Genomic DNA, 13,317 nt, shown 5'->3' with positions numbered 1-13,317 from the left:
GCAGGCTACCCTCAGCGGCCGCGCAGGCGGCGTACGAGGATGCTCGCGTCGCCGCGGGACTCCAGGTCCGCCAGGACGACGGCGACCGCCTCACGGACGATCCTGCCCCGGTCGACGGCGAGGCCGTGCTCGCCCCTGAGGACGAGGCGCGCGTGCTCCAGGTCCATGAGCTCCTCGGCGGAGACGTAGACCGTGATCTTCTCGTCGTGGCGCTCGCGGCCGCTGGGCCGCCGGTTCGGGGCACGGCCACCACGTCGCCGCGCCGCCGGTGCCGGCACCGTGGCGGGGTTCGCCGGCTTCGTGGCGGTGCCTTCCGGCTCCGCCGTCCGGGCGCGCGGTTCGGCCGCCTCGGAGTCCGCCGTCGTGTGTTCCGCGGAGCCCTCGGCCGCCGTCGTGTCGCTCTCGCCCGCCGGAGCCGGGACGGCCCGGCGGGGTGAGGACGACGTGAGCGCCGTCCCCCCGGTCGTACGGAAGAGTTCGTCGGCGCCGGGCAGACTCACTCGGCGTGACACCGGGCGAGCACCTCCCTGGCGAGCTGACGGTAGGCGGCGGCGCCCACGGAGTTGGAGGCGTAGGTGGTGATGGGCTCGCCGGCGACCGTGGTCTCCGGGAAGCGCACCGTCCGCCCGATGACCGTGTGGTACACGTGGTCGTCGAAGGCCTCGACGACGCGCGCGAGGACCTCACGGCTGTGCACGGTCCGCGAGTCGTACATCGTGGCGAGGATGCCGTCGAGCTCCAGGTCGGGGTTGAGCCGCTCCTGGACCTTCTCGATCGTCTCGGTCAGCAGCGCCACTCCGCGCAGGGCGAAGAACTCGCATTCCAGCGGCACGATGACCTTGTGAGCCGCCGTCAGGGCGTTCACGGTCAGCAGGCCGAGCGAGGGCTGACAGTCGATCACGATGTAGTCGTAGTCGTTCATCAGCGGCTTCAGGGCGCGCTGGAGCGTGGACTCGCGCGCGACCTCGCTGACCAACTGGACTTCGGCGGCCGAGAGGTCGATGTTGCTCGGCAGCAGGTCCATGTTGGGAACGGCGGTCTTCAGGAGGACCTCGTCCGCCGACATGCCCCGCTCCATGAGCAGGTTGTAGACGGTGAGGTCGAGCTCCATCGGGTTCACACCGAGGCCGACCGACAGGGCTCCCTGCGGGTCGAAGTCGACGAGCAGCACCCGTCGTCCGTACTCGGCGAGCGCGGCACCCAGGTTGATGGTCGACGTGGTCTTGCCGACGCCGCCCTTCTGGTTGCACATCGCGATGATCTTGGCGGGTCCGTGGTCGGTCAGGGGACCCGGGATCGGGAAGTACGGCAGCGGCCGTCCGGTGGGGCCGATCCGCTCGCGGCGCTGACGGGCAGCGTCGGGTGCGAGGGTGGCCGCGTACTCCGGGTCGGGCTCGTACTCGGCGTCGGGGTCGTAGAAGTGCCCCTCGGGCACCTCGTCAAAGGCGGCGAAGTGGGTGGACTCTCGGCCCATCTCGTTGCCGGCCGTGGCGTTCACGTGTAGGCCGTCCATCGTCTTCATCGTGTGGGCTGTCGTCATGGGCTGGTGCGTCGCGAAGGTCCGCACCGCGACGGAGCCGATCGGAGCACCTGGCGCACCGCTCCCGGGAGTAATTGTCGACTCATTCACAAGTCGTCTTACCTCCTTGGATGTCACCAGGAACATTTATCGATAGGTCAGCGTGGCACCATGCCGACGGTTGGCGACTCTATGGCGTGTCACCGCTCCGCAGCAACACAATCCGCCGGACCCGGCCGGATGTGTCGGCAACCGAACACGTCTCTGTCAAGGGTGCGCAGGCATGCATCCACACGTTTCAGGGGTGCGCGAAACGGTTAAAGGGTTACGTTCGAGGCGAGTTGCGCGGGCCCCGGACGTGGCCGGACGCACAGCCGGCCGGACCTTGTCGAACAAGGTCCGGCCGGGTGTGTGGCATTGACGGCACGCGTTGACGGCGGTGCCTCGGGGATCAGCCCAGGAGGGTGCTCAGCTCGACGTGGTCGAGGCCGTGCGCCTCGGCGACCTCCTTGTAAACCACCTTGCCGTCATGGGTGTTGAGACCCAGACCGAGCGCGGAGTCGCGGCGCAGCGCCTCGACCCAGCCGTTGTTCGCCAGCGACACGATGTAGGGCAGCGTGGCGTTGGTGAGCGCGTAGGTGGAGGTGTTCGGGACCGCGCCCGGCATGTTGGCGACGCAGTAGAAGACCGAGTTGTGGACCTGGAAGGTCGGCTCGGCGTGGGTGGTCGCGTGCGAGTCCTCGAAGCAACCGCCCTGGTCGATCGCAATGTCGACAAGGACACTTCCGGGCTTCATCTTGGCGACGAGCTCGTTGGTGACCAGCTTCGGGGCCTTGGCGCCCGGGATGAGGACGGCGCCGATGACGAGGTCGGCCTCGACGACGGCCTTCTCCAGCTCGTAGGCGTTGGAGACGATCGTCTTCACCTTGGTGCCGAAGATCTTGTCGGCCTCGCGGAGCTTGTTGATGTCACGGTCGAGCAGGGTCACGTGGAAGCCCATGCCGACGGCGATCTGCGTGGCGTTCCAGCCGGAGACGCCGCCGCCGATGACGACGCACTCGCCGGCGTGGGTGCCGGGGACGCCGCCGGGGAGGACGCCGCGGCCGCCGACCGAGCGCATCAGGTGGTAGGCGCCGACCTGCGGGGCCAGACGGCCCGCGACCTCGGACATCGGGGCGAGCAGCGGCAGGGCGCGGTTCGCGGTCTCGACGGTCTCGTAGGCGATGGCGGTGGTGCCGGACTCGAGCAGCGCGTCCGTGCACTCGCGGGAGGCCGCGAGGTGCAGGTACGTGAAGAGGGTCTGGTCCTTGCGGAGGCGGTGGTACTCCTCCGCGATGGGCTCCTTGACCTTGAGCAGCAGGTCGGCAATGGCCCAGACCTCGTCGGCCGTGGCGAGGATCTCGGCGCCGGCGCCGACGTACTCCTCATCCGTGATCGAGGAGCCGACACCGGCGTTCTGCTCGATGAAGACCTGGTGGCCGTTGCGGACGAGCTCGTGGACACCCGCAGGGGTGATGGCCACGCGGAACTCGTTGTTCTTGACCTCGCGGGGGATGCCGACCTTCATCGTCGATCACGGTCCTTGAATCTGGGGGGACAACTGGGTTATTGCGATACATACCCGGATGCACTGCGGCGCACCGGGGCAGACCACGTTCGAACGCGGCGGACCCAGTCTAATGAAGGAGTTCCCGGTGTCTAGCCTTTCAAAGTACTAATCTTTCTCGAACCCACTGCGGATTTCGTAGGCTGGGGCTTCCGTTTCCAGCAATCGCTCGGCTGCGGCCCTGTGCAGCCTTGCGGCGGCCGGGTCGCCGAGCCGGTCGAGGGTGTCCGCGAGCCGCAGCTGGAGGGCCGCCTGGAGCCGGCCGTCCTGCGCCCGGCGGGCCCATTCCACCGCCTCCTCGCAGGTCCGCAGCGACTCCTCCGGCCGCCCCGCGTACTCCTGGACCCGGGCCGCCTCGCTCAACGCCCGGGCGTGGCCCGGGAGATCGGCGAGCCTGCGGTAGCCGGCGGCGGCGGCCCGCCAGTTCCGCAGGGCTTCGCCGTACCGCCCCGCGTAGGTCTGCACGGCGCCGAGGCGGCCGTACAGCCGGGCCTGGTCGGCGCGCTCGTCCCGGGCGAGGCGCTGGGCGAGCGCCCGCCCGTACCAGTCGCCGGCCCGCTGCCAGTCCCCCAGCTCCTGATACGAGCCACCTACGGATTCCATTGCACGACCGGTGGCGTACGGATCATTTGCCGCCCTGCCGGCATCCAAAGCCAACCGATATCGCAGCAGAGCGTCCTGCGTCCGTCCGGTCCTGGCGTCGAGATCCGCGAGGTTCAGCAGGGCGGCGGCCCGCTCGCGGTGCAGTCCGCGCCGCTCGGCCACGTCGAGGACCAGCTGGTGGAGGCCGTACAGCTCGGGCGCCGCGGCCTCGGCCCCCCGGTGCGCGGCCAGCGCCCTGACCAGGGAGGCGATCAGGCGGCGGGCCAGGGTGTCGAGCTCCCCGTCGGCGACGGCGAGGCGGGCGGAGGCGAGCAGGACGGACTGCCGGGACCGGAGCCACTCGGCGCCGGCCTCCCGGGTCGGGAAGCGCAGGGCGCGCGGCAGTCCGGCCAGTTTCCGCCGGGAGGCCGAGCCCTCGGGTTCGGTGACCGCACGGCACGACTGGAGGAGCCGTACGGTCCGCTCCAGCATCCGGGCCCGGGCGAGCTGCACCTCGGCGGGCCGGTCGCGCTCCTCCAGCTGAGCGCGAAGGAGGGGGACGAGATGGCCGGGCACCTCGTACTGCCCGTCGTCGCCGGCGGCGACGAGACCCAGGGCGGCGAAGTCGGCGAGGGTGGTGGCCGCCGCCGAGACCGAGCAGCCGGCCAGGGCGGAGGCGGTGTGGGCGTCGGCCCGGCCGAGCGGGGCCAGGGAGAGGAATCGCAGTATCCGGGCGGCGGTCGCGGGCAGCGCCTCGTGGGCGAGCAGGAAGGTCCGGGTGAGCGGATCGCCGCTCAGCCCGCGCAGCTGCTTGGCGAGGTCCGCGACGGAGGCCTTGGGGCGGGCGGCGAGCCAGCCCCCGGCAAGGACGACCGCACCGGGCATCCCCCCGCACGCCTCGACGAGCGTCTCGGCGGCCTGCGGGTCGACGGTGATGCGGACGGAGCCGGTGAAGGCGGTGAGCAGCTCGATGGCCGACTTGGGGTCGAGCCCTCCGAGGGTGCAGGGCCGTACGTCGGGGATGCCGGTGAGCGGCCCGCGCGAGACACCGACGACGAGGGTGTCCGGGTTGTCGGGGATCAGCGGGTCGGCCTGCTCGGCGTCGACGGCGTCGTCGAGGATCAGGACGACCCGGCGCTCGGCGAGGGCGTGGCGGACCAGTTCGGTCAGCTCGTCCTCGCCGGCCCCGGGCGGTTCGGCCACGCCGAGCGCGGCCAGGAGTTCCTGGGCGACGCGGGCGGTGGGGACGGGGTCGCCGCCCGGCTCGGTGAGCCGGGCGCGGAACACCCCGTCGGGGTAGCGGTCGGCGAGCCCGTCGGCCAGCTCCTCGGCGAGGGCGGTGCGCCCCGAGCCCGGCTTGCCGGCAACGAGCAGGACCCGGGCCCGGGGTGCCTTGCGGCCCGTGAGGGTGTCGAGGCCGGTCCGCTCGATGTCGGCGCGCAGAGCCTTCAACTCCCGCTGCCGGCCGAAGAACCGCCGGCCCACGGCCGCCGCCACCGCCTGATCCGTCACGGGCCACGCTCCCGTCCACCTGCGCACGAGCCGATCCCGCGGGGGGCTCCGCACGGGCGATCCCGAGCGTAGTTCAGGGCACGGCACGGACCCGGTGGAGCGCGGCGGACACATCCCCCGATCGGATCAGCGGATGGTCACACCGCAGGGTCGCGGGCGTACGCCCCGAGAGGACGCCCACCCGGACCGCTGCGGCCAGGGTTCGTCTTTCTGATCAGACCGGATCAGGCCGGATCAGGCCGGATCAGGGAGCCCCGCGAGCCTGCCCTGACCCCGAAGACGGCCCCAGGACCGGACGGCCCCCGCGCCCCGAAAGGGGTCCTACGCCTCGAACGGCCGGGCCGGCCAGGGCGCGTCCGCCGGGCGCAGCGCCTCCAGGCCCTCGCCCGCACGTGCGGCGGCCAGCGACAGGACGCCCACGACGAGGCAGTTGTTGTGCAGTTCGCCCGCGAGGACCCCGCGCACGAGCTCCGCGAGCGGGACCCGCGCCAGCTCCATGTCGGCCTCCTCGTCGGCGACCTCGAAGCGCTCGCCCTCCGCCTCCGCGAGGTCCCGGGCGAGGAAGATCCGTACGGCCTCGTCGCAGCCGCCCGGGGTCGTGTAGACGTCGGTCAGGACCCGCCAGTCCCCGGCCTTGACGTGGGCCTCCTCGAACAGCTCGCGCTGGGCGGCGTGCAGCGGGTTCTCACCGGGCACGTCGAGGAGTCCCGCCGGGATCTCCCACAGCTTCTGCCGCACCGGGTGCCGGTACTGCTTGAGCAGCAGGACCCGGTCCTGCTCGTCCAGGGCGAGGACGGCCACCGAGCCGGGGTGGACCTGGTAGTCGCGGCGTGCGACCGTGCCGTCCGGCATGACCACGTCGTCCGTGCGGACACTGGTCTTGTTTCCCTGGAAGGGGGTCGTCGTCGCGACGACCCGCCACTCCTCCGGGGTGTCCTGCAACTCCATCTGGGTCCTCCCACGTACGCGGACATACGAAAGCCGGGGTACGGATCCTCAAGGACCCGCACCCCGGCAACGTTAACGCCCGGCGGTTACTCGGCCGGCTTGCCCGTCTTGCGCGCTTCCTCCTGCCGCTGCACGGCTGCCTTCACCAGGCCGGCGAAGAGCGGGTGCGGGCGGGTCGGGCGGGAGCGGAGCTCCGGGTGCGCCTGGGTGGCGACCAGGTAGGGGTGGATCTCGCGCGGGTACTCGACGTACTCGACGAGCTTGTTGTCCGGGGAGGTGCCGGAGAAGACCAGGCCGGCCTTCTTCTCCAGCTCCGCGCGGTAGGAGTTGTTGACCTCGTAGCGGTGGCGGTGGCGCTCGTCCACGTACGGCTGGTCGCCGTAGACCTCACGGACGATCGAGCCCTCGGCGAGCTTCGCCGGGTACAGACCCAGGCGCATCGTTCCGCCCAGGTCGCCGGCGCCTTCGACGTACGCGAGCTGCTCCTCCATCGTGGAGACGACGGGGTGCGCGGTCGCCGGGTCGAACTCGGTGGAGTTGGCGTCCGGGATGCCCGCGAGGTTCCGCGCGGCCTCGATGACGATGCACTGGAGACCGAGGCAGATGCCGAGCAGCGGCACCTTGTTCTCACGGGCGTACTGGATCGCGCCGATCTTGCCGTTCACACCGCGGTCGCCGAAGCCGCCGGGGACGAGGATCGCGTCGACGTCGCCGAGCTGCTTCTGGGCGCCGGCCGGCGTCTTGCAGTCGTCGGAGGTGACCCACTTGACCTTGACCCGGGCCTTGTTGGCGAAGCCGCCGGCCCGCATGGCCTCGGTGATCGAGAGGTAGGCGTCGGGCAGGTCGATGTACTTGCCGACGAGCGCGACCGTGACCTCGTGGTCGGGGTTGTGGACGCGGTCCAGCAGGTCGTCCCAGGTGGACCAGTCCACGTCGCGGAACGGCAGGTCGAGCTTACGGACGACGTACGCGTCCAGGCCCTCGGTGTGCAGGACCTTCGGGATGTCGTAGATCGACTTGGCGTCGATCGCGGCGACGACCGCGGCCTCGTCGACGTCGCACATCAGCGAGATCTTGCGCTTGATGGCGGTCGGGACCTCGCGGTCGGCGCGCAGGACGATCGCGTCCGGCTGGATACCGATGTTGCGCAGGGCGGCGACCGAGTGCTGGGTCGGCTTGGTCTTCAGCTCGCCGGAGGGGCCGATGTAGGGCAGCAGCGAGATGTGCACGACGAAGACGTTGTCGCGGCCGACCTCGTGGCGGACCTGGCGGACGGTCTCCAGGAACGGCAGGGACTCGATGTCGCCGACGGTGCCGCCGACCTCGGTGATGACGACGTCCACGTCGTCCGTCGCCATGCGGCGGATCCGGGACTTGATCTCGTTGGTGATGTGCGGGATGACCTGCACGGTGTCGCCCAGGTACTCGCCGCGCCGTTCCTTGGCGATGACCTGCGAGTAGACCTGGCCGGTGGTGACGTTGGCCGAGCCGTCGAGGTCGACGTCGAGGAAGCGCTCGTAGTGGCCGATGTCCAGGTCGGTCTCGGCGCCGTCGTTGGTGACGAACACCTCGCCGTGCTGGAAGGGGTTCATCGTGCCCGGGTCGACGTTCAGGTACGGGTCGAGCTTCTGCATCGTGACCCGGAGGCCGCGGGCCTTGAGGAGCGCACCCAGGCTGGAGGCGGTCAGCCCCTTGCCGAGGGAGGAGGCGACACCCCCGGTGACGAAGATGTGCTTGGTCGTCGTGGTGTTGGGCGGCATCGCCAAGAGGGGGCTCCCGTGGTCGCGTTCTGGAGGTGCGTACCGGCGTCCCCTCCGGAAGAATCGGGGGGTGCCGTCGCTGCGGTTTCGGGGTCCTCGGCTGTCGCCGTTTCCCACCGGTCCACGGGGTACCAGGGTATCAGCGACATCGGGAGACCGCTTCCGGCCACACGCGGCAGTCGGGTGTACACGGACGGCGACGGAAGGGCGGGGCGGGATCCGTGCGGCGGGGTGATCCACGGGGTCACGGGCCTGTTCACCTGATCGGAGCAGCGACGTTACCCGGGTGATCACCGGGTCATTAGGGTGCGACGTATCCTGCTGGGACCTTGCCCGCCGAGCAGGCCGGCCTGAACACCCCGCCGGCACAACACAAGCAAGCGCCCCCTGGGGGCGGACGTGGCCGTTCGACTGGAGTGAAGCACGTGGCCGGGCGCATCGAGGATTACGCACTCATCGGGGACATGCAGACCGCCGCCCTGGTCTGCCGGGACGGCAGCGTCGACTGGCTGTGTCTCCCCCGCTTCGACTCCCAAGCGGTTTTCGCGGGACTCCTCGGCACCGAGGAACACGGGTTCTGGCGGGTGGCGCCCGCCGTGGCCGAGGACGCCGAACCACCGCCGGCCGACCGGCGCCGTTACCGGGGCGACTCGCTGATCCTGGAGTCCGAGTGGGACACCCCGCGCGGCACGGTCCGGGTCACCGACTTCATGCCCCCGCGCGACGGCGCCCCGCAGATCATCCGGATCGTGGAGGGCGTCTCCGGCCGGGTGCCGATGAGCTCCGCGCTGCGGATGCGCTTCAGCTACGGCCGGATCGTGCCCTGGGTCCACAAGGTCGGCGAGCGCACGGTCGCCGTCGCCGGGCCCGACTCGGTGTGGCTGGACACGGACGCGGAGACGCACGGCGAGGACCTCACCACGTACTCCGAGTTCACCGTCTCCCCCGGTGACCGGATCACCTTCACGCTCTCCTGGCAGCCCTCCCACCGGGAGCCGCCGGCGCTGCCGGACCCGGAGGGTTCGCTGGAGGCGACCGCCGACTTCTGGCGCGAGTGGGTCGACCACTGCACGTACCACGGCCCCTACCGGGAGGCGGTGGTCCGCTCCCTGATCACGCTGAAGGCGCTGACGTACGCGCCGACCGGCGGGATCGTGGCCGCGCCGACCACCTCGCTGCCCGAGGAGATCGGCGGCGTCCGCAACTGGGACTACCGCTACACCTGGCTGCGGGACGCGGCGATCACCCTCTCCTCGATGCTGCGCACCGGCTACCGCGAGGAGGCCCGCGCCTGGCGGGACTGGCTGCTCCGCGCGGTCGCGGGCGACCCGGAGAACCTCCAGATCATGTACGGCATCGCCGGTGAGCGGGAGCTCGGCGAGGCGGAGCTCGACTGGCTCCCGGGGTACGAGAACTCCGGCCCGGTCCGGGTCGGCAACGGCGCCGCCAACCAGCTCCAGCTCGACGTCTACGGCGAGGTCACCGAGGCCCTCCACCTCGCGCACATGACGGGGCTCTCCCGCAACGACTACGCCTCGCTGCTCCAGCTGAAGCTGATCAGGTACCTGGAGACCCACTGGGACCAGCCCGACGAGGGCATCTGGGAGGTCCGCGGCCCGCGCCGCCACTTCACCCACTCCAAGGTGATGGCCTGGGTGGCGGTGGACCGCACGATCAAGCTCATCGAGTCCGGGGACGCCGACGGCCCGCTGGAGCGCTGGCGCGAGCTCCGCGACGAGATCCACCGGGACGTCTGCGCGAAGGGCTACGACCCGGAGCGGAACACCTTCACGCAGTCGTACGGCTCCAAGGAGCTGGACGCCTCGCTGCTGCTGATCCCGCAGATGGGCTTCCTGCCGCCGGACGACAAGCGGGTCATCGGCACCATCGAGGCGATCCAGCGGGAGCTGTCCACGGAGGACGGCTTCGTGCTGCGCTACCCGACGGCCGGCGAGGAGGCCGGCGTCGACGGCCTGGAGGGCGACGAGGGCGCCTTCCTCGCCTGCTCGTTCTGGCTCGCCGACGACCTGGCGATGATCGGCCGGGTCGACGAGGCCCGCACGCTCTTCGAGAAGCTGCTCTCGCTCCGTAACGACCTCGGGCTGCTCGCCGAGGAGTGGGACCCGCGGCTCCAGCGCCAGGTGGGGAACTTCCCGCAGGCGTTCAGCCACGTCCCGCTGATCGACACCGCGCTGCGCCTGACCGCCAGCGGGGCGTACGGCGGCTGAGGCCCGTCCGGCGGACCAGGGGCGGACAGCCCTGGTCCGCCCCGCGCGGGGAACCCCACCCGGACCTACGATGAGAAGGTCCCGTCCCCCGCACGAAAGGGGGGCTCTCATGGCTCCCCACGTCTCCGAAAGCGCCCTGGCCGGACTGGTCGAGGACCTGGCCGGCGAGGTGATCATCCCTGGTGATCCGGGTTACGACGCGGCGCGTGCCCTCCACAACGGCATGATCGACCGGCGCCCTTCGGTGATCGCCCAGTGCGCGGGCCAGGCGGACGTGTCCAACGCGATCCTGTTCGGCCGCGAGGCCGAGCTGCCGATCGCGGTGCGCGGCGGCGGACACAGCGTCGCCGGGACCTCGGTGATCGACGGCGCGCTGGTCGTCGACCTCCGCCGGATGCACGGGGTCGTCGTGGACCCGGAGGACATGACCGTACGGATCGAGGGCGGGGCGACCATGGCCCACCTGGACCACGCGTGCCAGCCGTTCCACGTGGCGACCACCGGCGGCCGGGTGTCCACCACGGGCGTCGGCGGCTTCACGCTGGGCGGCGGCTCGGGCTGGCTGGAGCGGAAGTTCGGTCTCGCCAGCGACAATCTGCTCGCCGCCGACCTGGTGACCGCCGAGGGCAAGCACGTCCACACGGACGCGGACGAGAACCCGGAGCTGTTCTGGGCGCTGCACGGCGGCGGCGGCAACTTCGGGGTGGCGACCTCGCTGACGATGCGGCTGCACCCGCTGCCCCGGATGAGCCTCGCGATGCTGTTCTTCCTCCCGGACCAGGCGCCCGAGGTGGTGCGCACCTTCCGCGATCTCGGCGCCCGCGCGCCGGACGAGATCGGCGGCGGCGCGATCTACATGCCCGCGCCCCCGGAGCCGTTCGTCCCCGAGGAGCTGGTCGGGAAGCTGGTGTGCGGGGCGCTGTTCACGTACACCGGCCCGGTCTCCGAACTCCGTGAGTTCGCGGCGCCGCTGTTCACGCTGAAGCCCGTGGTCGAGGTCGTCGCGGACATCCCCTACGTGGACCTGCAGTCGATGCTCGACGACCCGCCGGGGCTGCGGAACTACTGGTCGGCCGAGTACCTGCGGCACTTCCCCGACGAGGCCGTCGACATCTTCTGCGACCGCGGCGCGCGGATCCCGGCGTCGACCTCCACCCAGCACGTGCTGATCCTGATGGGCGGGGCCGTGGCCGCGGGGCCCGACCGGTATCCGCAGCCGTGGCGCACCGCCCCCTGGGCGGTGCACCCGTTCGCGACCTGGGAGGACCCCGCGTACGACGAGCAGGCGAAGCAGTGGGTCCACGACGTGCGGGCCGACGTGCGGCCGTGGGCCCTCGACGCGACGTATCTGAACTTCATCGGCGCCGAGGGCGAGCAGCGGATCGTCTCCTCCTTCGGTGAGGCGAACTACCGCCGGCTCGCCGCCGTGAAGGCCGCGTACGACCCCGACAACGTGTTCCGCTTCAACCAGAACATCGTGCCGGCCGGTTGAGTCGGCTCAGCGCAGCGCGTCGATCACCTCCCTGGCGGCGCGCTCGCCCTCCGTGGCCCCGCCTTCCATGAAGCCCTGGAAGTCGTAGCTGCAGTGCTCACCGCCGATGTGGACGTTGCCCTGGGCCTTGCCCTCGTACCCCGCGTACCTGTGGAGGTAGCCGACGGGCCAACAGGAGTACGCGCCGAGGGCGTACGGGTTCTTGTGCCAGGCGGAGAGCTGGGCACGGCCGTTGTACGCCCTGGAGGTGCCGGGGAAGAAGGCGTCGATGCCCGCGAGGTAGCGGGTGACGAGGCCGCGCACGTACGGGTCGGACTCGGTGGAGAACGGCCCGGCCGGGTTCAGGTTCCTGGCCAGGCTGCCGCCGTTGTACTGGATGAGGATGCCGCCGGTACCGCCCTGGACCTTGGTGGTGTCCCAGGTCTGCTGCACCTCGCTGTCGGTGAAGCAGTCTCCGGCGGAGACCCCGGGCCACGCGCCGGTGCCGCGCCAGGGGCGGGTGCCGAACTGCATGTTGAGCTTGGTGCAGTAACCCATGCGGGCGTCGCGCAGCAGGTTGCGCATGAGCGGGTCGAAGCCCGCGAGGGACAGGTCGAGCTGCTTGAGGATCGGCAGCGGGAGGCAGAGGATCGTCTTGTCGGCGGTGACGGTCCGGGTGGCGCCGGCCTCGTTGAAGGTCAGTGTCTGGGTGCCGTCGGCGTTGGCCCGTACGGCGGTCAGGGACCAGCCCTGGCGCAGGGTGCCGGGCACGAGGGCGCCGGCGATGGCGTTCGGGAGCTGGTCGTTGCCGCCGACGACGTGGTACCGCTCGTTGGACAGGCCCCAGATGTTGAAGTTGCCCGGATTGGTCTGGTAGCCCATGAGCAGGACGAGGGCCAGCGAGGACTGTTCGGTGGTGTCGGCGCCGTACTCGACGTTGTAGGCGACGTCGATGAACTTGCCGAGCGGCGAGGTGTGTCCGCCGGGGACGCGGGTCTCGATCCACTCGTGGATGGACATGTTGTCGAGGGCGGTGCCGGTGGGCGTGGTCTGGTTCCAGAAGACCTCGCCGGCCTCGGAGAGGTCGCGGCGCAGCGCCTGGTAGACGGCGTTGAAGTCCTCGTCGGCCTGGTCGCGCGGGTAGTAGGCGCCGTCGAACCAGAGGACCTCCTCGGCCCCGTTGGGGCCGCCGCCGAGGAAGTCCTCGACCTGGAGGTTGAAGCGGCGGCAGAGCTCCAGGATCTTCTTGTGGCTGGTGTCGATCAGCTCGCCGCCGATCTCGGAGGTCTGGCCGTACGCCCAGTGGCCGCGCTGGGTCCACATGCGGCCGCCGACCCGGGACGGGTTGGCCTCGTAGAGGACGGGCCTCAGGCCGGCGTCCTGGAGGGTGAGGGCGGCCGTGAGGCCGGATATCCCGGCCCCGACGACGGCGATCCGGGCGGCGCTCTGGATCGGCGGGTCCAGGGTGGCGGCGCGGGCGGGGACGGCCCCGCCCAGGCCGGCGGCACCGGCGGCGCCGACGGCGACACCGGCGGCGGCCGCGTACTTGAGGAGGGACCGGCGCCCGAGGGTGTCGGCCCTCATGCCTCGGAGTTCGTCGACGGGGATGTCGAGCCGTCGGGCGTCGGCGTGCTCGGCGGCGAGACGCTTCAGGAGGTGCATCGGGTTGGTGCGTGCCATGGGGGCGCTCC

The 13,317-nt window shown here is 71.1% G+C and carries 9 protein-coding genes; 2 read left to right on the top strand and 7 right to left on the bottom strand.

The window, feature by feature from the left end; all coding sequences use genetic code 11:
* Positions 1 to 11: 11 nt before the first annotated feature.
* The 6 genes from ACWFR1_RS15700 to ACWFR1_RS15675 form a co-directional block, all read right to left on the bottom strand.
* Positions 12 to 500, bottom strand: coding sequence for a hypothetical protein (locus ACWFR1_RS15700; protein WP_453551291.1), 489 nt, complete (start codon positions 498 to 500; stop codon positions 12 to 14).
* The gene (locus ACWFR1_RS15695) at positions 497 to 1,522 is read right to left on the bottom strand and encodes a ParA family protein (protein ID WP_037631020.1); all 1,026 of its coding nucleotides are present in this window, start codon (positions 1,520 to 1,522) and stop codon (positions 497 to 499) included. Before ACWFR1_RS15695 ends, ACWFR1_RS15700 begins: the two co-directional genes overlap by 4 nt.
* Positions 1,523 to 1,970: 448 nt before the next feature.
* Complete coding sequence (gene ald / locus ACWFR1_RS15690) at positions 1,971 to 3,086, bottom strand: alanine dehydrogenase (protein WP_453551107.1); 1,116 nt, start codon at positions 3,084 to 3,086, stop codon at positions 1,971 to 1,973.
* A gap of 147 nt (positions 3,087 to 3,233) precedes the next feature.
* Positions 3,234 to 5,219, bottom strand: a complete 1,986-nt coding sequence (locus ACWFR1_RS15685) for an AAA family ATPase (protein ID WP_453551105.1) — start codon at positions 5,217 to 5,219, stop codon at positions 3,234 to 3,236.
* Positions 5,220 to 5,540: 321 nt separating this feature from the next.
* On the bottom strand, positions 5,541 to 6,167 hold the full coding sequence (locus tag ACWFR1_RS15680; RefSeq protein WP_453551102.1) for an NUDIX domain-containing protein: 627 nt from the start codon (positions 6,165 to 6,167) through the stop codon (positions 5,541 to 5,543).
* 86 nt (positions 6,168 to 6,253) lie between these two features.
* Positions 6,254 to 7,927: a CTP synthase gene (locus tag ACWFR1_RS15675; RefSeq protein WP_453551289.1), complete on the bottom strand. Its 1,674-nt coding sequence runs from the start codon at positions 7,925 to 7,927 to the stop codon at positions 6,254 to 6,256.
* 425 nt (positions 7,928 to 8,352) lie between these two features.
* Here ACWFR1_RS15675 and ACWFR1_RS15670 point away from each other — a divergent pair, with 425 nt between their 5' ends.
* Positions 8,353 to 10,155: a glycoside hydrolase family 15 protein gene (locus ACWFR1_RS15670; protein WP_453551099.1), complete on the top strand. Its 1,803-nt coding sequence runs from the start codon at positions 8,353 to 8,355 to the stop codon at positions 10,153 to 10,155.
* 109 nt (positions 10,156 to 10,264) lie between these two features.
* Positions 10,265 to 11,647, top strand: coding sequence for an FAD-binding oxidoreductase (locus ACWFR1_RS15665; protein WP_453551097.1), 1,383 nt, complete (start codon positions 10,265 to 10,267; stop codon positions 11,645 to 11,647).
* A 6-nt stretch (positions 11,648 to 11,653) separates the two neighbouring features.
* Here ACWFR1_RS15665 and ACWFR1_RS15660 read toward each other — a convergent pair whose 3' ends face one another.
* Positions 11,654 to 13,306 carry a flavin monoamine oxidase family protein gene (locus tag ACWFR1_RS15660; protein WP_453551094.1) on the bottom strand — a complete coding sequence of 551 codons (1,653 nt, stop codon included), beginning with the start codon at positions 13,304 to 13,306 and terminating at the stop codon, positions 11,654 to 11,656.
* Between the last annotated feature and the right edge of the window lie 11 nt (positions 13,307 to 13,317).

This window comes from Streptomyces sp. NPDC055103 (genome assembly GCF_053607625.1).
The sequence above is the reverse complement of the archived record's forward strand: the minus strand, read 5'-3'. Positions and strand labels throughout refer to the sequence as shown.

Coding starts and splice junctions, on each gene's coding strand:
- ACWFR1_RS15695 (WP_037631020.1), bottom strand. CDS start 1,522: ATGAAGACGATGGACGGCCTACACGTGAACGCCACGGCCGGCAACGAG.
- ald (WP_453551107.1), bottom strand. CDS start 3,086: ATGAAGGTCGGCATCCCCCGCGAGGTCAAGAACAACGAGTTCCGCGTG.
- ACWFR1_RS15680 (WP_453551102.1), bottom strand. CDS start 6,167: ATGGAGTTGCAGGACACCCCGGAGGAGTGGCGGGTCGTCGCGACGACG.
- ACWFR1_RS15675 (WP_453551289.1), bottom strand. CDS start 7,927: ATGCCGCCCAACACCACGACGACCAAGCACATCTTCGTCACCGGGGGT.
- ACWFR1_RS15665 (WP_453551097.1), top strand. CDS start 10,265: ATGGCTCCCCACGTCTCCGAAAGCGCCCTGGCCGGACTGGTCGAGGAC.
- ACWFR1_RS15660 (WP_453551094.1), bottom strand. CDS start 13,306: ATGGCACGCACCAACCCGATGCACCTCCTGAAGCGTCTCGCCGCCGAG.